Origin of the sequence: Streptomyces sp. NPDC047061 (assembly GCF_040643955.1) — a bacterium.
Lineage (GTDB): Bacteria > Actinomycetota > Actinomycetes > Streptomycetales > Streptomycetaceae > Streptomyces.
Genome location: NZ_JBEYVI010000030.1, coordinates 113818 through 131990, shown reverse-complemented (window position 1 = coordinate 131990; position 18173 = coordinate 113818). Strand labels below are relative to the sequence as shown.

The 18173-nt window shown below is 71.7% G+C and carries 20 protein-coding genes; 16 read left to right on the top strand and 4 right to left on the bottom strand.

The genetic code is table 11. The features are described from left to right. Positions 1-10: 10 nt before the first annotated feature. The 8 genes from ABZ887_RS34505 to ABZ887_RS34470 all read left to right on the top strand — a co-directional run bounded on the left by ABZ887_RS34505 (position 11) and on the right by ABZ887_RS34470 (position 7143). Positions 11-583 carry a TetR/AcrR family transcriptional regulator gene (locus ABZ887_RS34505; RefSeq protein WP_361298241.1) on the top strand — a complete coding sequence of 191 codons (573 nt, stop codon included), beginning with the start codon at positions 11-13 and terminating at the stop codon, positions 581-583. A gap of 164 nt (positions 584-747) precedes the next feature. Continuing rightward, positions 748-1050, top strand: a complete 303-nt coding sequence (locus tag ABZ887_RS34500; RefSeq protein ID WP_037782101.1) for an urease subunit gamma — start codon at positions 748-750, stop codon at positions 1048-1050. Between the two features lie 11 nt (positions 1051-1061). Beyond that, entirely contained in the window at positions 1062-1373 is a 312-nt protein-coding gene (locus tag ABZ887_RS34495) for an urease subunit beta (protein ID WP_361298236.1), read from the top strand. Further along, a complete protein-coding gene (locus tag ABZ887_RS34490; protein ID WP_361298233.1) occupies positions 1366-3087 on the top strand; it encodes an urease subunit alpha in 1722 nt (573 codons plus the stop codon). The genes ABZ887_RS34495 and ABZ887_RS34490 overlap by 8 nt, the downstream gene beginning before the upstream one ends. A 15-nt stretch (positions 3088-3102) precedes the next feature. Next, a complete protein-coding gene (locus ABZ887_RS34485) occupies positions 3103-3783 on the top strand; it encodes an urease accessory UreF family protein (protein WP_361298230.1) in 681 nt (226 codons plus the stop codon). 186 nt (positions 3784-3969) lie between these two features. Beyond that, complete coding sequence (gene ureG / locus ABZ887_RS34480) at positions 3970-4650, top strand: urease accessory protein UreG (protein ID WP_361298227.1); 681 nt, start codon at positions 3970-3972, stop codon at positions 4648-4650. Beyond that, a complete protein-coding gene (locus ABZ887_RS34475; protein ID WP_361298310.1) occupies positions 4647-5408 on the top strand; it encodes an urease accessory protein UreD in 762 nt (253 codons plus the stop codon). Before ureG ends, ABZ887_RS34475 begins: the two co-directional genes overlap by 4 nt. Positions 5409-5538: 130 nt before the next feature. Continuing rightward, a complete protein-coding gene (locus tag ABZ887_RS34470) occupies positions 5539-7143 on the top strand; it encodes an alpha/beta hydrolase (protein ID WP_361298224.1) in 1605 nt (534 codons plus the stop codon). Between the two features lie 93 nt (positions 7144-7236). Here ABZ887_RS34470 and ABZ887_RS34465 read toward each other — a convergent pair whose 3' ends face one another. Beyond that, the gene (locus tag ABZ887_RS34465; RefSeq protein ID WP_361298221.1) at positions 7237-7962 is read right to left on the bottom strand and encodes a lysophospholipid acyltransferase family protein; all 726 of its coding nucleotides are present in this window, start codon (positions 7960-7962) and stop codon (positions 7237-7239) included. Positions 7963-8209: 247 nt separating this feature from the next. On the opposite strand from ABZ887_RS34465, the gene ABZ887_RS34460 reads away from it, so the two are divergent. The 7 genes from ABZ887_RS34460 to ABZ887_RS34430 all read left to right on the top strand — a co-directional run bounded on the left by ABZ887_RS34460 (position 8210) and on the right by ABZ887_RS34430 (position 14556). Continuing rightward, positions 8210-9025 (top strand): DUF427 domain-containing protein, encoded by an 816-nt coding sequence (locus ABZ887_RS34460; protein WP_361298218.1) that lies wholly within the window; start codon positions 8210-8212, stop codon positions 9023-9025. 343 nt (positions 9026-9368) lie between these two features. Further along, a complete protein-coding gene (locus ABZ887_RS34455) occupies positions 9369-10397 on the top strand; it encodes a 2-oxoglutarate and iron-dependent oxygenase domain-containing protein (protein ID WP_361298215.1) in 1029 nt (342 codons plus the stop codon). Then, positions 10394-11698, top strand: a complete 1305-nt coding sequence (locus tag ABZ887_RS34450; protein ID WP_361298212.1) for a PLP-dependent transferase — start codon at positions 10394-10396, stop codon at positions 11696-11698. Before ABZ887_RS34455 ends, ABZ887_RS34450 begins: the two co-directional genes overlap by 4 nt. A gap of 72 nt (positions 11699-11770) precedes the next feature. Then, on the top strand, positions 11771-12304 hold the full coding sequence (locus ABZ887_RS34445) for a MarR family winged helix-turn-helix transcriptional regulator (RefSeq protein WP_361298209.1): 534 nt from the start codon (positions 11771-11773) through the stop codon (positions 12302-12304). Positions 12305-12457: 153 nt separating this feature from the next. Further along, positions 12458-13381 carry an NADP-dependent oxidoreductase gene (locus tag ABZ887_RS34440; protein WP_361298206.1) on the top strand — a complete coding sequence of 308 codons (924 nt, stop codon included), beginning with the start codon at positions 12458-12460 and terminating at the stop codon, positions 13379-13381. A 75-nt stretch (positions 13382-13456) separates the two neighbouring features. Beyond that, positions 13457-13861 (top strand): DUF6153 family protein, encoded by a 405-nt coding sequence (locus tag ABZ887_RS34435; protein WP_361298203.1) that lies wholly within the window; start codon positions 13457-13459, stop codon positions 13859-13861. Positions 13862-13941: 80 nt separating this feature from the next. Next, positions 13942-14556 (top strand): DUF305 domain-containing protein, encoded by a 615-nt coding sequence (locus tag ABZ887_RS34430; RefSeq protein WP_361298200.1) that lies wholly within the window; start codon positions 13942-13944, stop codon positions 14554-14556. 64 nt (positions 14557-14620) lie between these two features. Here the strand turns inward: ABZ887_RS34430 and rocD are convergent, their stop codons facing one another. The 3 genes from rocD to ABZ887_RS34415 all read right to left on the bottom strand — a co-directional run bounded on the left by rocD (position 14621) and on the right by ABZ887_RS34415 (position 17310). Continuing rightward, positions 14621-15841, bottom strand: coding sequence for an ornithine--oxo-acid transaminase (gene rocD, locus ABZ887_RS34425; RefSeq protein WP_361298197.1), 1221 nt, complete (start codon positions 15839-15841; stop codon positions 14621-14623). 19 nt (positions 15842-15860) lie between these two features. After that, positions 15861-16679: a dimethylargininase gene (gene ddaH, locus ABZ887_RS34420; protein ID WP_361298194.1), complete on the bottom strand. Its 819-nt coding sequence runs from the start codon at positions 16677-16679 to the stop codon at positions 15861-15863. A gap of 145 nt (positions 16680-16824) precedes the next feature. Next, complete coding sequence (locus ABZ887_RS34415; protein ID WP_361298191.1) at positions 16825-17310, bottom strand: Lrp/AsnC family transcriptional regulator; 486 nt, start codon at positions 17308-17310, stop codon at positions 16825-16827. A gap of 111 nt (positions 17311-17421) precedes the next feature. On the opposite strand from ABZ887_RS34415, the gene ABZ887_RS34410 reads away from it, so the two are divergent. Beyond that, positions 17422-18171 (top strand): DNA-binding response regulator, encoded by a 750-nt coding sequence (locus ABZ887_RS34410; protein WP_361298188.1) that lies wholly within the window; start codon positions 17422-17424, stop codon positions 18169-18171. Positions 18172-18173 lie beyond the last annotated feature (2 nt).

Below are 18173 nucleotides of genomic sequence, written 5' to 3'. Positions count from 1 at the left end.
AGTGGGTTCCATGACGACTGAGCGACGGCAGGGCAGGCCGCGCAGCGAGGAGGCGCGGCGCGCGATCCTCGCGGCGGCCATGGACGGCTTGCAGGAGCACGGCTATGCCGGGCTGACCATCGAGGGCATCGCCGCCCGCGCGGGCGTGGGCAAACAGACGATCTACCGCTGGTGGCCGTCCAAGGCCGATGTCGTGCTCGACGCCATGCTCGACCTGGCGGAGACGGAGATCGCCGTCCCGGACGAGGGATCGCTGCCCGCCGACCTCACGGCCTTCCTCACCGCCACGTTCCGGCAGCGCGGCCGGCGGCCGGTCCTGATCGGGCTGATGGCCCAGGCCCTGCTCGACCCGGTCTTCGCCGTCGCGTTCCGGGAGCGGTTCCTGTTCAGCCGTCGCGCCGCCCTCGGTGAACTCCTCGAACGGGCGCGGGCGCGCGGCGAGATCGCCGCCGGCCTGGACCCCGACCTGCTCATCGACGTCGTCTACGGCGTGCTGTGGTACCGCCTGCTCCTCGACCACGCGCCCCTCGACGAGGCGGCGGGCCGGCAGCTGGCCGATCTGGTGGTCCGCGCGGTGCGCTGAACGCCGTTCCGGCGGCCGCTCTGCGCGACCTCGGCCCGGTTAACGTCGTTGAAACTCCGGCGAACTAGCCTGCCCATCCACGCCACCAGCGGTTTTGTGTCCGGACGGGGTGGCTGCGGCAACCGGGCCCCGCACGGTCCGGAGCGAGGACTGTGAGGTGGGACGTGCAACTGACCCCGCACGAGCAAGAGAGGCTGCTGATCCACGTGGCGGCCGACGTGGCCGAGAAGCGCCGGGCCCGCGGGCTCCGGCTGAACCACCCCGAGGCGGTCGCCCTCATCACGTCGCACATCCTCGAAGGGGCTCGTGACGGCCGTACCGTCGCCGAACTCATGGCCTCCGGGCGCAAGCTGCTCACCAGGGACGACGTCATGGAGGGCATCCCCGAGATGATCCACGACGTCCAGGTCGAGGCGACCTTCCCGGACGGCACCAAGCTCGTCACCGTCCACGACCCGATCGTCTGAGGGGGCCGCCGATGATTCCCGGAGAGGTTCTCTTCGCCGACGAGCCCGTCGTATTCAATGCGGGCCGCGAGGTCACCCGGATGACCGTCCTCAACGCCGCCGACCGGCCCGTCCAGGTCGGCTCCCACTACCACTTCGCCGAAGCCAACCCCGGACTGGAGTTCGACCGGGACGCGGCGCGCGGCAAGCGGCTGAACGTCGCCGCCGGCACCGCCGTCCGCTTCGAGCCCGGCATCCCCGTCGACGTCGAACTCGTCCCGCTCGCCGGCGCCCGTGTGGTCCCCGGGCTGCGCGGCGAGACCGGAGGTGCCCTCGATGCCTGAGATCTCCCGCGCCGCCTACGCCGACCTGTTCGGGCCGACCACCGGCGACCGGATCCGGCTCGCCGACACCGACCTGATCGTCGAGATCGAGGAGGACCGCTCCGGCGGGCCCGGACTCGCCGGTGACGAGGCGGTCTTCGGCGGCGGCAAGGTCATCCGCGAGTCCATGGGCCAGTCGCGTGCTACGCGCGCAGACGGCACCCCCGACACGGTCGTCACGGGTGCCGTGATCATCGACCACTGGGGCATCGTCAAGGCCGACATCGGCATCCGCGACGGCCGGATCACCGGCATCGGCAAGGCCGGCAACCCCGACACCATGGACGGCGTCCACCCCGACCTGGTGATCGGCCCCGAGACCGAGGTCATCGCCGGCAACGGACGCATCCTCACCGCGGGCGGGGTCGACGCGCACGTCCACTTCATCTGCCCGCAGATCGCCGACGAGGCGCTGTCGGCGGGGGTCACGACCCTGGTGGGCGGTGGCACCGGCCCCGCCGAGGGGTCCAAGGCGACCACCGTCACCCCCGGTCCCTGGCACCTCGCCCGGATGCTGGAGGCGATGGAGCAGTACCCCCTCAACATCGGCTTCCTCGGCAAGGGCAACACCGTCTCGCACGAGGCCATGCTGTCCCAGATCCGGGGCGGGGCACTGGGCCTGAAGCTGCACGAGGACTGGGGGTCGACCCCGGCCGTCATCGACGCCTCCCTGACCGTCGCCGACCGGACGGGCGTTCAGGTGGCCATCCACACGGACACGCTGAACGAAGCGGGTTTCGTGGGGGACACGCTGGCCGCCATCGGCGGGCGCGGGATCCACGCCTACCACACCGAGGGCGCGGGCGGCGGGCACGCCCCCGACATCATGACCGTCGTCTCCGAGCCGCACGTGCTGCCGAGTTCGACCAACCCGACGCGTCCGTACACGGTGAACACCGCCGAGGAACACCTCGACATGCTGATGGTGTGCCACCACCTGAACCCGGCGGTGCCCGAGGACCTGGCCTTCGCCGAGTCGCGGATCCGGCCGTCGACCATCGGCGCGGAGGACATACTGCACGACCTCGGCGCGATCTCCATCATCTCCTCCGACGCCCAGGCCATGGGGCGGGTGGGCGAGGTGATCCTGCGGACCTGGCAGACCGCGCACGTGATGAAGCGGCGGCGGGGCGCGCTGCCCGGCGACGGGCGGGCCGACAACCACCGGGTACGGCGCTACGTCGCCAAGTACACGATCAACCCGGCCCTCGCGCAGGGGCTGGCCAGGGAGATCGGCTCGGTGGAGACCGGGAAGCTCGCCGACCTCGTGCTCTGGGAGCCCGCGTTCTTCGGGGTCAAGCCGCACCTCGTCCTCAAGGGTGGACAGATCGCCTACGCGCAGATGGGCGACGCCAACGCGTCCATCCCGACGCCCCAGCCGATCCTGCCGCGCCCGATGTACGGGGCGATCGGGCGGGCACCGGCCGCCAACTCCTTCAACTTCGTCGCCCCGTTGGCGATCGAGGACGGCCTGCCGGAGCGGCTCCAGCTCGGGAAGAGGTTCGTCGCGATCGAGTCGACCCGTGGGGTGACCAAGGCGGACATGCGGGAGAACGACGCGCGTCCGAGCGTCCGGGTCGATCCCGACAGCTTCGCCGTGTACATCGACGGGGAGCTGGTCGAGGCGGCGCCGGCCGCGGAACTGCCCATGGCCCAGCGCTACTTCCTCTTCTGAGAGCTGGTGGGTGTGGTGTCTCGGGCAGCGTTGCTGGTACTGGCCGACGGCCGCTTTCCCGCCGGAGGGCATGCGCACTCCGGCGGGGCGGAGGCGGCCGTCAAGGCCGGGCGGATCACCGGGGCCGCGAGCCTGGAGGAGTACTGCCGGGGGCGGCTGCACACGGCGGGGCTGGTGGCGGGCGCGTTCGCCGCGGCGGCGGTACTCGGTGCGGACGTACGGGAGCTGGACGCGGCGGCCGATGCGCGGACGCCGTCGGCCGCGCTCCGGGGCGCGGCGCGCAGGCTCGGGCGGCAGCTGCTGCGGGCCGCGCGGGTGGCCTGGCCAAGTGCCGAACTCGATGCCCTGGCACGGGAGTTCCCCAAGGGGGCCCATCAGCCGGTGGTGTTGGGGACGGTGGCTCGGGCGGCGGGGCTCTCGGCGGCGGACGCGGCGTACTGCGCGGCGTACGAGTGCGTGAGCGGGCCGGCCACGGCGGTGGTGCGGTTGCTGAGTCTGGATCCGTTCGAGGCGACGGGGGTGCTGGCCCGGTTGGCGTCGGAGGTGGACCTGGTGGCGGACCGGGCGGTGGAGGCGGCGCGGGAGGCCGTCGTCGGAGGGGCGGGGGTCGACGCGCTGCCTGCGGCGTCGGCGCCGGTGGCGGAGATCGGGGCGGAGTGGCATGCGGGGTGGGCGGTGCGGTTGTTCGCGTCGTAGGGGGGAGTGTCGCCCCCGCCGCCCCTACCCGTCCCGTCCCGGGGGCTGCCGCCCCCGGACCCCCGCTTCGGCCTGAACGGCCTCGTCCTCAAACGCCGGACGGGCTGGTGGGTGGGGGTGCGGACCGGCCTCTTCCTCAAACGCCGGACGGGCTGAATGACCAGGTCTACTGAAAAGGAGCCGTACATGCATCTCGACCACGACCACCACCACGGTCCCGTCGCCCTCAGTGCCGACGCCCACCGGCCCGACGGGGCTCGTCGTGCTCTCCGGATAGGGCTCGGGGGGCCCGTCGGGTCCGGTAAGACCGCCACCGTCGCCGCGCTGTGCCGGGCCCTGCGCGACAACCTTTCCCTCGCCGTCGTCACCAATGACATCTACACCCGCGAGGACGCCGAATTCCTGCTCCGGGAGGCCGTGTTGCCGCCGGAGCGGATCACCGCCGTCGAGACGGGGGCCTGTCCGCACACCGCGATCCGGGACGACATCTCGGCCAATCTGGAGGCGGTGGAGGACCTGGAGGACGAGGTCGGGCCGCTGGACCTCATCCTGGTCGAGTCCGGTGGGGACAATCTCACCGCCACCTTCTCCAAGGGGCTCGTGGACGCGCAGATCTTCGTGATCGACGTGGCGGGAGGCGACGACATCCCGCGGAAGGGCGGGCCCGGGGTCACCACGGCCGACCTGCTCGTCGTCAACAAGACGGACCTCGCTCCGTACGTCGGCTCGGACCTCGCGCGGATGGCCGCCGACGCCAAGGCACAGCGGGCCGAACTGCCCGTCGTCTTCCAGTCGTTGCGCAGTGAGACCGGGGTCGCGGACGTGGCCGCGTGGGTGCGGGAGCGGCTCGCCGCGTGGACCGCATGACGCTCACCGGGGTGCGCGCGACCGCTCGGATCGTCGCCCGGGACGACGGACGGGGCGGTACCGCGCTCCCCGTACTGGAGGGCGAGGGACCGCTCGCGCTGCGGCGCACCCGGGGGAGCGGGGCCGAGGCGCGGGTGATGGTCGTCGGGGCGATGAGCGGGCCGCTCGGCGGGGACCGGTTCGGGATCGAGGCACGGGTCGAGGACGGGGCGCGGCTGAGTGTCGGGTCGGCCGCCGCGACCATCGCCCTGCCGGGGCAGGGCAAGGAGGAGGCCCGGTACGACGTCCGGCTCGATGTCGCCGACGGGGGCGAACTGCGCTGGCTGCCCGAGCAGTTGATCTCGGCCGGTGGGAGTGATCTGCGGGTCTCCACGCGGGTGGACGTGGGGGTCCGGGGGCGGCTCGTGCTGCGGGAGGAGCAGGTGCTCGGCAGGGTCGGAGAGGAGCCGGGGCGGCTCGGCAGCCGGCTCACCGTGCGGGTGGCCGGGCGGGTCGTACTGGATCAGGAACTGGCCTGCGGGCCCGGGGCGCCCGGCGGCTGGGACGGGCCCGCCGTGCTGGCGGGACATCGCGCGGTGGGACAACTCGTCGTCGTGAGGCCGGAGTTCGCGGTGGAGCCGATGGCGGCACGGATGCTGGGGGAGTGCGCCGCGCTGACTCCGCTCGCCGGGCCCGCCGTGTTGGTGAGCGCGGTGGCGGCCGATGCGCTGCGCCTGCGCCGGGTACTGGACGAGGCGTTGGCCCAGTTGGGCGGTTGATCCGCTCAGCGGGACGTGCGCGTCCGGTTATCGGATTGGTAAAGACGGCTGTTGAGGCCTGTCCTCAGGGACCTCACAGCCGGAAGGATCCCCCCTGACCATTCGTAACCATGTACGGGGAGGGGCCCACTTGAGGGACAACTTCAGATCGAGGAGCCGGGTACTGGCGCTCGGCTCGGCCGGAGCGCTCGTCACGGCCAGCCTGATCACCGGAGCGCTCGCGGCACCCGCCGCCGGCGCCGAGGCCCGCCACGACGGCCAGGACCGCGCACAGCAGGGCGCGGCGATCGCGGCCGCACGGGCCGAGAAGGCAGGGATCGACTGGGCGGACTGCCCGGCCGACTGGGGCCTGGAGAAGCCCATCCAGTGCGGCTGGGTGAGCGTACCGCTCGACTACACGAACCCCTACGGCAAGCAGATCAAGCTCGCCGTCGACCGAATAGGCAACACGGGGACCCAGGCGGAGCGCCAGGGCGCGCTCGTCTACAACCCCGGCGGCCCCGGCGGCTCGGGGATGCGCTTCCCGCGCCGGGTCACCACCAAGAACCCCCTGTGGGTCAACGCCTCGAAGGCGTACGACTTCGTGGGCTTCGACCCGCGCGGTGTCGGCCACTCGGCGCCCATCTCCTGCCAGGACCCGCAGGAGTTCGTGAAGGCACCCAAGGCCGACCCGGTGCCGGACACCGAGGCCGACAAGACCGCACAGCGCAAGCTCGCCAAGCAGTACGCGGACGGCTGCGCCGAGCGCACCGGCCGCGCGATGCTCCAGCAGATGACCACCGCGAACACCGCCCGCGACCTGGACGTCATCCGGGCCGCGCTCGGCGAGAAGAAGCTCAACTACCTCGGGGTCTCCTACGGCACCTACCTCGGCGCGGTGTACGGGACGCTGTTCCCGGGGCACGTGCGCCGGATGATCGTCGACAGTGTCGTCAACCCGTCGAAGAAGAGCATCTGGTACCAGGCCAACCTGGACCAGGACGTCGCCTTCGAGGGCCGCTGGAAGGACTGGGAGGACTGGGTCGCCGCGCACGACTCCGCCTTCCACCTGGGGACCACGCGGGACGCCGTCCAGGCCAAGTGGCTCCAGCTGCGCGCCACCGCCAAGGCGAACCCGATCGGCGGGGTCGTCGGACCGGCCGAGCTGATCGGCTTCTTCCAGAGCGCGCCGTACTACGACTCCTCGTGGGTCCCGGTCGCCACCGTGTTCGGCAAGTACTTCGCCGGTGACACCCAGGGCCTGGTCGACGCGGCCGCCCCGGACCTGACCGACACCGCGGGCAACATCACCTCGGAGAACGGCAACGCCGTCTACACGGCCGTCGAGTGCACCGACGCCAAGTGGCCCACCAGCTGGAAGAAGTGGGACCGCGACAACACCGAGCTGAACAAGCAGTACCCCTTCATGACCTGGGCCAACGCATGGCTGAACCTGCCGTGCGCCACCTGGCCGGTCAAGCAGCAGACCCCGGTGAACGTCAAGACCCACAAGGGCCTGCCGCCGGTGCTGATCGTGCAGTCCACGCGTGACGCCGCCACCCCGTACCCCGGCGCCGTCGAACTGCACAAGCGCTTCAAGGGCTCCCGCCTCATCACCGAGCAGGGCGCCGGTTCGCACGGTGTGACCGGTCTGGTCAACCCGTGCATCAACAGCCGCGTCGACACCTACCTGCTCACCGGCCAGCTGGACGGCGCGGACGTCACCTGCACCCCGCACGCCACCCCGCAGCCGTAACCGCTCCCGCACGACGCGTATGACGACGAGGGGCGGCCGGAACACTCCGGCCGCCCCTCGTCCCACGTGCCGGGCCGCAGTGCCCGCGCGACCTCAACTGAGCGGAGCCCGCGGGAACTTCCGCTCCTTCTCGCCCTTCGCCGCCGCCTGCCCGGCCTTGACGACGGCCGCGTACTCGTCGACGTACTCCTGCTCGGACAGGGTCAGGATGGCGTACATGATCTCGTCGGTGATGGCGCGCAGGACGGCCTTCTCGTTCTCCATCCCGGCGTAGCGGGAGAACTCCAGGGGCTTGCCGAAGCGGATCACGACGGGGTGGATGTTCGGGATGACCTTGCCGGGCGGCTGCGCCTCGAACGTGCCGATCATCGCGCAGGGGATCACCGGGACACCGGCCCGCAGCGCCATCACGGCGACCCCGACCTTGCCCTTGTACAGGCGGCCGTCGTGCGAGCGCGTGCCCTCGGGGTAGACGCCGAGCAGCTCGCCCTTGCTCAGTACCCCGAGCCCCTCCCGGATCGCGGCCTGGCCCGCCTCCTTGCCGGAGCGGTCCACCGGGATCTGCCCGGCACTGCGGAAGAAGAAGGCGGTCAGCCGGCCCCTCACCCCGGGCCCCGTGAAGTACTCGGCCTTGGCGAGGAAGGTGATGCGCCGTTTGAGGACGGCCGGCATCAGGAAGTGGTCGGAGAAGGAGAGGTGGTTGCCGGCGACGATGGCCGGTCCCGACGGCGGCACATGTTCCAGGCCCTCGATCCGCGGCCGGAACACCACTCTCAGCAGCGGCCCGAGCAGTACGTACTTGAGCAGGTAGTAGAACACGGCTCGCCCCTCACTTCACCGGCTCCCCTGCGAGCCGGTGTCATCCCAGGTCAGTATCGGTTTCACGGCAGTCGGCCCAGGTGCGCCATGCGTGGGACTTCGGCGGCGGCTGTGCTCGAAGGGCTTCAATGTACCGGGGACATGCACGGTCGAGTACTTCTGGATCTTCGGTCAGTGTCCCAGCGATACGAGGGCGCGTCACTACGGGCGGACGCCCTGGCGTGAACCAGTTGGAGGAGAGTCGCGCATGAGCATGTTCCCCACCGCACAGGCCGTGCGGGCCACTCCCGAGGGGCTCCTGTGGGAGCCCAGCGAGCGCTGGGTGCGCGGCCGCCACGGCGACGTCACCGTCGTCGACAGCCGCCACCCCGTCCTGGTCTGGGAGCCGGGCGTTCCCGTACCGCTGTACGCGTTCCCGCGCACGGAGGTGCGCGAGGACCTGCTCCGCCCGGCGAAGAACCCCCCGACGGGCACGCACACCGGCTCGCGGATCTTCTACGACGTCGAGGTCGACGGCGAGCTGCTGGAGAACGCCGCCTGGACCTTCCCGGCCGCCGACCTGGCCGGCCACATCGCCTTCGAGTGGTTCCGGCGCGTTGGGCGGGGCCTGGACCACTGGTTCGAGGAGGAGGAAGAGATCCTCGTCCACCCCCGTGACCCGCACAAGCGGGTCGACGCCATCCCGAGCAGCCGCCACCTGGTGGTCGAGATCGACGGCACGGTCGTCGCGGACACCCACCGCCCCGTGCTGCTGTTCGAGACCGGTCTGCCCACGCGCTACTACATCCCGCGCGAGGACGTCCGGCTCGACCTGCTCGAAGCCACCGACCACCACACCGGCTGCCCCTACAAGGGCACCGCCGAGTACTGGTCGTGGCGAGGGGAGGCCGACGTCCCGCCCCACCTCGTCTGGAGCTACCCGGACCCGCTGCCCGCGGTCGGCGCCGTCCGGGGGCTCCTCGCCTTCTACAACGAGGCGGTGGACATCACCCTCGACGGCGAACGGGTGGAGCGTCCCGTCACCCACTTCACCCAGGCGCTCTCGGAGCGACAGCGCGGCTGAACTCCCGCACGGACGCGGCGCGCCGGCGTCCCGCGCGGAAACGGCGCCCCGGCGGAGCGGTCCTGTCCCGCCCGCCGGGACGAGTGCTGCTGGACGCATCGATCCCGGGTGTGCTTTCATCCGGCCATGAAGACCACTGGCCCGGCACACACGGTGCTGCTCGACCCGTTCTGGGTGAGCCGCCGCGCCGACCAGTTCGACCAGGTCTGTTGCTGACCGCCGTCCCACGGCTCGCGACCTAGTTCCCCTCTTTCTGCCTGCTCGTTCCGGCCGCCTCCGACCAGCCCGTTTCCAGGGTGAGTCGTGAGGGGCCGGTCGGCCGCCGTTGCCGCGAAGGACCCCCATGGCCCAGCCCACAGCCCTGCCCGTCATCGACATCTCCCGCTTCCGCGCCCCGGACACGGACCGGGCCGTCTTTCTCGCCGAACTCCGGTCCGCGGCCCACGAGGTGGGCTTCTTCTACGTCACCGGACACGGTGTCCCCGCAGCCCTGCGGGACGAGGCGCTGACCGCGGCACGCGCCTTCTTCGCCCTGCCCGAGCAGCAGCGACTGGAGATCGAGAACCTCAACTCGCCCCAGTTCCGAGGCTATACGCGCACCGGTGCGGAGTACACGGCGGGCAGCGCCGACTGGCGGGAGCAGATCGACATCGGCCCGGAGCGCGCGGCGCTGGACACGGGCCCGGACGATCCCGACTACCTGCGTCTGATCGGCCCCAACCAATGGCCGGCCGCCCTCCCGGACCTGAAGGACATCGTGCTGCGCTGGCAGGCGGAGGCGCTGCGGGTCGGCCGGGAGGTGCTGCGGGCCCTCGCGGCCGCGCTCGGACAGGACGAGGGCTACTTCGACCAGTGGTTCGACGACGAGGCGGCCGTCCACGTGAAGATCGTGCACTACCCGCCGCGCGCCGCCCAGGACGCCGACCAGGGGGTGGGCGCGCACAAGGACTACGGCTACCTCGCCCTCCTCCAGCAGGACGACGTCGGCGGGCTCCAGGTGCAGCGCGAGGACGGCGGCTGGATCGACGCGGTGCCGGTGCCCGACGCCTTCGTGTTCAACATCGGCGAGATGCTGGAGATCGCCACCCAGGGCTATCTGAAGGCCACACAGCACCGGGTCGTCAGCCCGCAGCCGGGCGTCGACCGCTACTCGATGCCCTTCTTCCTCGGCCCGCGCCTCGACGCGGTCGTCAGACCACTGGAACTCCCCGCCGAACTGGCCGCGTTGAGCCGGGGCGTCACCGACGACCCGGACAACCCGCTGCTCGCCGCGTTCGGCGAGAACGCCGTCGTCGGCTGGCTCCGCTCGCATCCACGGGTCGCCGAGCGCTGGTGGTCCGACGTCTTGGCCCGGCAGGAGGGCGGCCGATGAGCAGCGCCGACTGGGCCTTCGAGACCCGGCAGGTGCACGCCGGCGCGGTCCCCGACCCGGGCACCGGCGCACGGGCGGTACCGATCCACGCGACCGCCGGCTATGTCTTCCGGGACACCGGGCACGCCGCCGCGGCCTTCGAACTGGCCGACCTCGCCACCCACGCCTACACCAGGCTGTCGAACCCGACCACCGCGGTGGCGGAGGAGCGGATCGCAGCGCTGGAAGGCGGTTCGGCCGCGGTCGCCGTGGCCAGCGGCCAGGCCGCGACCAGCCTCGCCCTGCTCAACCTGGCCCGCGCGGGCGACCACATCGTCGCCTCGTCGTCCCTGTACGGCGGCACCCGCACCCTCCTCGAGCACACGTTCGCCGACTTCGGCATCGACGTCACCTTCGTCGACGACCCGGACGACCTGGCCGCCTGGTACACGGCCGTACGGCCCACCACCAAGGCGTTCTTCGGCGAGACCCTCGGCAACCCGCGCGGCAACGTCCTCGACACCGAGGCGGTCGCCCGCGTCGCCCACGAGGCCGGTGTCCCGCTCGTCGTCGACAACACCGTGCTCACCCCCTACCTGTTGCGCCCCCTCGAACACGGCGCCGACATCGTCGTGCACTCCACCACCAAGTTCCTCTCCGGGCACGGCACCGGCATCGGCGGGGTCGTCGTGGACGGCGGGCGCTTCGACTTCGGCGCGGACCCCGGCCGCTGGCCCGGACTGACCGGCCCGGACCCGACGTACGACGGCCTGTCCTTCTGGGACTCCTTCGCGGACCGCGGACTCGCCTACGCACTGCGGCTGCGCACCCAGCTGGTGCGGGACCTCGGCCCGGCCGTCTCCCCCTTCAACAGCTTCCTGCTCCTGCAGGGCCTGGAGACGCTGAGCCTGCGCATCGAACGGCACGTCGCCAACGCGCAGGCGCTCGCCACCTGGCTGGAGGACCAGCCCCAGGTGACGCGGGTCCACTACGCGGCACTGCCCTCCAGCCCCTGGCGGACACAGGCCAAGCGCTATCTGCCGCGCGGCGCCGGAGCGGTGCTCGCCTTCGAACTCGCGGGCGGCCTGGCGGCAGGCCGGCGCTTCGTCGAAGGGGTCCGGCTCTTCAGCCATCTCGCGAGCATCGGCGACGTCCGCAGCCTGGTCATCCACCCCGCCTCCACCACCCACGCCCAGCTGGACCCCGCCCAGCGGGCCGCGGCCGGGGTCGGCCCCGGTCTGGTGCGGCTGTCGGTCGGCATCGAGGGCGTCGACGACCTGATCGCCGACCTCGAAGCAGGGCTGCGCGCGGCCGCCGGATGAACCGCCGGTCATCTAGGGCGTGCGTGGAATCGGCCGACGGTGCCTGTCAGGGCCCCGGGTAGGCTCGGCCGCATGGATCAGGAGCGGCTGGACGAGCGGGAGACCCGGGCCTGGATCGCGTTCCAGCGCATGCGCATCGAGGTCAACGAGGTGCTCGCCCGGCGGTTGGCGCGCGACTTCGGGCTGACCGAGGCGGACTTCGTGGTCCTGTTGAGGTTGTCCAGGAGCCCGGAGTACAGGCTGCGCGCCCGCGACATGGCGGTCGCGCTGCACTGGGAGCGCAGCCGCCTCTCGCGCCAGGTCTCCCGGATGGAGGCTCGCGGCACGGTCACGCGCGCACCGAGCGAGGGTGACGCCCGTGGCTACGACGTCGTACTGACGGATGCGGGCCGGGCCGCGTTCCACGCCGCCTGGCCGGCTTGGGTGGAGGGCATTCGCCACTGCTTCGCCGACGTGCTCTCCCGGGAACAGCTCGACGCCCTCACCGGCATCGCCGAGGCGATCGACACCCACTACAGCGCGCAGCACTCCTCCGGCGCCGAGACGATCGACCGTCACTACGACGCGGCACTGCCCCGGCACGCCGAACACCCCGGCGCAGGCTGACGGTTCGGCGCGGCAGCGACCCGGATCCCCCTCCGCCGACCGCGGAGCCCCCGGTTTGTTGACATGTAACCCTCTGCCTCCTAGTGTGAAAACCGCTTTGTTTACATGACAACGAATGATGGGTGACGGCAGTCGAACGGAGATGCGGAGATCATGCCCAAGGCGGTCAGGTACGACGAGTTCGGCGGAATCGACGTGTTGCGGGTCGACGACGTGGAGCGCCCGGTGCCCGGGGACGGACAGGTCCTGGTGCGGGTGAAGGCGGCCGGCATCAACCCCAGCGAGGCGGCCATCCGCACCGGGGCGGTGGCGCGGATATTCCCGTCGACGTTCCCGTCCGGGCAGGGCAGTGACCTCGCCGGGATCGTCGAGGAGGCCGGCTCCGGCACCGGCGGATTCTCGTCCGGCGACGAGGTGATCGGGTTCAGCGACAAGCGGGCCTCCCAGGCCGAGCTGGTGCTGGTCGAGGCCGGCAACCTCACGCGCAAGCCGGAGAAGGTCTCGTGGGAGGTGGCCGGCAGCCTGTACGTCGTCGGTGTCACCGCGTGGGGGGCCGTGCACTCCGTCCGGCCCGAGAAGGGCGAGACCGTCGTCGTCTCCGGGGCCGCCGGGGGTGTCGGCTCGCTGGCCGTCCAGCTCGCGCGCCGGACCGGGGCCACGGTCGTCGGCCTGGCCGGTGAAGGGAACCACGAATGGCTGAAGAGCCACGGCGTGATCCCCGTCGCCTACGGTGACGGAGTCGCGGACCGGATCCGGGCCGCCGCGCCGAACGGCGTCGACGCCTTCATCGACACCTTCGGCCAGGGCTACGTCGAGTTGGCCCTCGCCCTCGGTGTCGCGGCCGAGCGGATCGACACCATCGCCGATTTCGCCGCCGCGGCGAAGTACGGGGTGAAGACCGACGGGGGGAGCGCGGCCGGGCCGGGCGCCGAGGTGCTCGCCGAACTGGCCGCCCTGATCGCCGACGGACATCTCGAGGTGCCCATCGCGAACGTCTACCCGCTGGCGCAGGTCCGGGAGGCCTGCACCGAACTCGAACGCCGCCACACCCACGGCAAGATCGTCCTCAAACCCTAGGGCGCCCTCGGGACCGGGTCGCCCGGAGGTGTGCCGGTGGCGGCCGGCTCTCAGGGCATGCATAGGATGGCCCCGATGTGCCCCACCGAGCAGCCCGACCCGCGACCGCCGTACCGGCGTTGGCGCGCCCTGCTCGTGCTGGGGCTGCTGGCCGGGCTGCTCGGCATGCACGCGCTGGCACCCGGCGCCCTGGGGATGCACGGCGGGCATGAGCAGGCCGTCTCCCGTGCGGCGGTCACGGTCTCCGCGTACGACGGCTGCTCCGACGACGACGGCCACTGCGGCGACCACCACGTGCATCACGCCGACGCGACCTGCGCCTCCGGTGCGGTGAGCGGCGGTCCCGGGCTGCCCGCGCTGGTCCCGGACCCGGTCCCCGTGCTCGCGGCCGCCTGCCCGCTGCCCGCCGGCCCGGTCACGGCCCCGGAAGGCGCACGGGCACCCCCCGACCTGGCCGAACTCCAGCTCCTGCGGATCTAGAGGCACCCGAGCCGGCCGCGCGCACAGCGCAGCGGTCGTGCTCCCGCGCGCCCACTCGGACCTATCGCAGGAGATCCAGCATGACCACCACGCGTACCCGTGCCGTCCTCGTCGCGCTCACCGCGACCGCCGCCCTCGCCCTCACCGCGTGCGGCAGCGGCGACGACAGCACCGACACCGCCGGCGCCGCACACGCGTCGCACTCGGCGGCATCCGGCGCCACCGCCACCGCCCACAACGCGCAGGACGTGTCCTTCGCGCAGACCATGATCCCGCACCACCAGCAGGCCGTGGAGATGGCCGGGCTCGCCGCCGACCGTGCCTCCTCCGCCCAGGTGAAGGACCTCGCCGCCCGGATCGAGAAGGCCCAGGACCCGGAGATCAACACCATGACCGGCTGGCTCAAGGCCTGGGGCGAGGACGTGCCCATGGCCGGCATGGACCACAGCGGTCACGCCGGCATGGCCGGGATGATGTCCGACAAGGACATGACCATGCTCAAGCAGGCCAAGGGGACGGACTTCGACACGATGTTCCTGACCATGATGGTCGAACACCACCAGGGCGCCGTCGAGATGGCTGGCACGGAGAAGGCCAAGGGCGCCTACGGTCCGGCCACGAGCATGGCCGCGGGCATCGTCACCGCCCAGAACGCCGAGATCAAGGAGATGAACAAGCTCCTCGGCAAGGGCTGATCACCGATCGGGGCGGGGCGGCCATGCTTACGGGCACGGCCGCCCCACCCTGCTCCTCCCCGGCTCAGGCCGCGAGCACCTTCTCCAGCGAGCCCAGTGCCGACCGCAGTTCCTCGGCGGTGACGGTCAGCGGCGGGGCCAGCCGGATCGTGGAGCCGTGGGTGTCCTTGACCAGGACGCCCTCGCGCATCAGGCGCTCGCCGATCTCCCGCCCGGTGCCGATCGCCGGGTCCACGTCGACGCCCGCCCACAGCCCGCGCGAGCGGAAGCCGACCACGCCCCTGCCGACCAGCTCCGTCAGCCCGTCCCGCAGGACCACGCCCAGCTCGGCGGCCCGGCGCTGGAACTCGCCGCTCTCCAGCAGCTCGACCACCGCCGTGCCGACCGCCGCCGCGAGCGGGTTGCCGCCGAACGTGGAGCCGTGCTCGCCGGGGTGCAGCACCTGCAGCACCTCCCGCCGGGCCACCACCGCGGACACCGGCACGATCCCGCCGCCCAGCGCCTTGCCGAGCAGCAGCATGTCCGGGACGACGTCCTCGTGGTCGACGGCCAGGGTGCGGCCGGTGCGGCCGAGGCCGGACTGGATCTCGTCGGCGATGAACAGGCAGCCCTTGCGCCGGGTCAGCTCGCGGACCCCGGTCAGATAGCCGTCGTCGGGGATGAGCACTCCCGCCTCGCCCTGGATCGGCTCGATCAGCACCGCCGCCGTGGTCTCGTCGACCGCCGCCTCCAGCGCGGCCAGGTCGTTGTACGGCACGATCCGGAAGCCCGGCGTGAACGGGCCGAAGCCCGCCCGGGCCGTCTCGTCGGTGGAGAAGCTGACGATCGTGGTCGTACGGCCGTGGAAGTTGTCGGCGGCGACGACGATCGTGGCCCGGTCGGCAGGGACGCCCTTCACGTCGTACGCCCACTTGCGGGCCACCTTGATGCCGGACTCGACGGCCTCGGCGCCCGTGTTCATCGGCAGCACCATGTCCAGGCCGGTCAACTCCGCCAGCCGTTCGGCGAATTCGGCGAGTCTGTCGTTGTGGAAGGCGCGCGAGGTGAGGGTGAGGCGGTCCAGCTGGCGGTGGGCCGCCTCGATCAGCGCCGGGTGGCGGTGGCCGAAGTTGAGGGCCGAGTAGCCGGCCAGCATGTCGAGGTAGCGGCGGCCCTCGACGTCCTCCACCCAGGTGCCCTCGGCGCGGGCGACGACGACGGGCAGCGGGTGGTAGTTGTGCGCGAGGACCGGGCCCTCCGCCTCGATCAGCTCGGCGGAGGTGCGTGCGCGTGCGGGTGCGGTCATCAGGGGGATCTCCTGGTCCTCAGCGGATTTCCTGGGTGCAGCACTTGATGCCGCCGCCTGCCTTGTGGAACTCCGACAGGTCGACGGGGACGGGCTCGTAGCCCTGGTCGGCGAGCCGGGCGGCGAGCGCCTCGGCCTGCGGCGCGATGAAGACGTGGCGGCCGTCCGAGACGGAGTTCAGGCCCCATGCCATGGCGTCGTCGCGGGTGGCGAGCACCGCCTCCGGGAACAGCCGGCGGAGCACCTCGCGGCTGCCGGGAGAGAAGGCCTCCGGGTAGTAGACGATATTTCCATCGTGCCCGCCGTCCAGGACGAACAGTGCCGTGTCCAGGTGGTAGAAGTACGGGTCCACCAGGGTCAGGCTGATCACCGGGTGGCCGAAGAACTCCTGGGCCTCGCGGTGCGCCTCGCGGCTGGTGCGGAAGCCGGTGCCCGCCAGCAGGTACCGGCCCGTCCAGACCAGGTCGCCCTCGCCCTCGACCACCGAGCCCGGACGGTGCACGTCATAGCCCGCGGTCTTGAACCAGAGGTCGTAGTGGGTCGACTCGGGGCGCCGCTCGGGCGCGTGGAAGAGCGAACCGAAGACGCGGCCGCCGACGACGACCGCGGAGTTCGCGGCGAAGACCATGTCGGGCAGGCCGGGGACCGGATCCAGCCGGTCGATGCTGTGGCCATGGGTGCGGTAGGCGCTGATCAGCGCGGTCCACTGCTCCTGGGCCAGGTCGACGTCGACCCTGGTGTCGGGGTTCATCCAGGGATTGATCGCGTACTGCACGCCGAAGTGTCTGGGTTCGCAGACGAGGAAGCGCCTGAGGCGCGGCACACGGCTTTCGGACACAGAGGGGTTCCTCCGCTTTCCCGCGGTGTCGACTGAGGGTTGACACCACGGTAGAAAGCGTCGGACACGGACGACAAGAAACGAATGTTGCGCGTCTGCGCAGGAACACTGCGTCTCCGGTCGTACAAACGCAGCATCGGTGCGTTTACTCCGGTACGGGGTGCGTGGCCCCGGCCTCCGGGCTCTCCGGCAGCAGATGCGACAGCACCATCACGCTGATCGTCTTCCGGATGAACGGCTCCACCCGGATCCGCTCCAGCACCTCCTCGAAGTGGTCCACGTCCCGGGCCCGCACATGCAGCAGGGCGTCCGCGCCGCCGGTCACCGTCATCGCCGCGGTGATCTCCGGATGGTTGCGGACCACCTCCGCGAGCCGCCGCGGCGGGGCCGCGCCCTCGCAGTACACCTCGACGTACGCCTCCGTGCGCCAGCCGAGGGCCGCCGGGGTGACGGTGGCCGTGAACCCGGTGATCACACCGGTCTCGCGCAGCCGGTCGACCCGCCGCTTCACGGCGGTCGCGGAGAGCCCGACGGCCGCGCCGATCTCGGCGAAACTGGTCCGCGCGTTCGCCATCAACGCGGTGGTGATCTTCCGGTCGAGATCGTCGAAGGGGACGGTGCCGCTGTTCATGCCCGCACTGTAACCACGGGCGAAGACGGTTCGGGAGCACCACTTCGTCCGACGCGAACGTCCACGTCCGGCACATGTCCAGCGCCGCGTTCGGCCGCCTACACTCCGTTCATGCTGCGCGCCCTCGCCGTCGACGACGAACGCCCCTCGCTGGAGGAGTTGCTCTATCTGCTGCAGGCCGATCCGCGCATCGGCAGCGTCGAGGGCGCCGGGGACGCCACCGAGGCGCTGCGCCGCATCACCCGGGCCCTGGAGTCCGGACCGCAGGGCCCCGAGGCCATCGACGTCGTCTTCCTCGACGTCCAGATGCCCGGCCTGGACGGCCTGGACCTGGCCCGGCTGCTCACCGGCTTCGCCCGGCCGCCGCTCGTCGTCTTCGTCACCGCCCACGAGGACTTCGCGGTAAGGGCCTTCGACCTCAAGGCAGTCGACTACGTCCTGAAGCCGGTACGCAAGGAACGCCTCGCGGAGGCGGTGCGCCGGGTCGCCGAACTGCGCGGCGCCGCACCCCGGATACCCGTGCACGAACCCGACCCCGACCACATACCCGTCGAACTCGGCGGCGTGACACGGTTCGTGGCGGTGGACGACATCACCCACGTCGAGGCCCAGGGCGACTACGCCCGCCTGCACACCGACCGCGGCAGCCACCTCGTCCGCATCCCGCTCTCCACCCTGGAGGACCGCTGGCGCTCCCGCGGCTTCGTCCGCATCCACCGTCGCCACCTGGTCGCCCTCCACCACATCGGCGAACTCCGCCTGGACGCGGGCACGGTGAGCGTCCTGGTCGGCGCCGAGGAGCTCCAGGTCAGCCGGCGCCACACCCGCGAACTGCGGGACCTGCTGATGAGGAGGGCCTGACG

Coding starts and splice junctions, on each gene's coding strand:
- ABZ887_RS34475 (WP_361298310.1), top strand. CDS start 4,647: ATGACGCTCACCGGGGTGCGCGCGACCGCTCGGATCGTCGCCCGGGAC.
- ABZ887_RS34435 (WP_361298203.1), top strand. CDS start 13,457: ATGTGCCCCACCGAGCAGCCCGACCCGCGACCGCCGTACCGGCGTTGG.
- ABZ887_RS34415 (WP_361298191.1), bottom strand. CDS start 17,310: ATGAACAGCGGCACCGTCCCCTTCGACGATCTCGACCGGAAGATCACC.
- ABZ887_RS34440 (WP_361298206.1), top strand. CDS start 12,458: ATGCCCAAGGCGGTCAGGTACGACGAGTTCGGCGGAATCGACGTGTTG.
- rocD (WP_361298197.1), bottom strand. CDS start 15,841: ATGACCGCACCCGCACGCGCACGCACCTCCGCCGAGCTGATCGAGGCG.
- ABZ887_RS34430 (WP_361298200.1), top strand. CDS start 13,942: ATGACCACCACGCGTACCCGTGCCGTCCTCGTCGCGCTCACCGCGACC.
- ABZ887_RS34460 (WP_361298218.1), top strand. CDS start 8,210: ATGAGCATGTTCCCCACCGCACAGGCCGTGCGGGCCACTCCCGAGGGG.
- ABZ887_RS34445 (WP_361298209.1), top strand. CDS start 11,771: ATGGATCAGGAGCGGCTGGACGAGCGGGAGACCCGGGCCTGGATCGCG.
- ABZ887_RS34505 (WP_361298241.1), top strand. CDS start 11: ATGACGACTGAGCGACGGCAGGGCAGGCCGCGCAGCGAGGAGGCGCGG.
- ABZ887_RS34450 (WP_361298212.1), top strand. CDS start 10,394: ATGAGCAGCGCCGACTGGGCCTTCGAGACCCGGCAGGTGCACGCCGGC.
- ABZ887_RS34490 (WP_361298233.1), top strand. CDS start 1,366: ATGCCTGAGATCTCCCGCGCCGCCTACGCCGACCTGTTCGGGCCGACC.
- ABZ887_RS34410 (WP_361298188.1), top strand. CDS start 17,422: ATGCTGCGCGCCCTCGCCGTCGACGACGAACGCCCCTCGCTGGAGGAG.
- ureG (WP_361298227.1), top strand. CDS start 3,970: ATGCATCTCGACCACGACCACCACCACGGTCCCGTCGCCCTCAGTGCC.
- ABZ887_RS34455 (WP_361298215.1), top strand. CDS start 9,369: ATGGCCCAGCCCACAGCCCTGCCCGTCATCGACATCTCCCGCTTCCGC.
- ABZ887_RS34495 (WP_361298236.1), top strand. CDS start 1,062: ATGATTCCCGGAGAGGTTCTCTTCGCCGACGAGCCCGTCGTATTCAAT.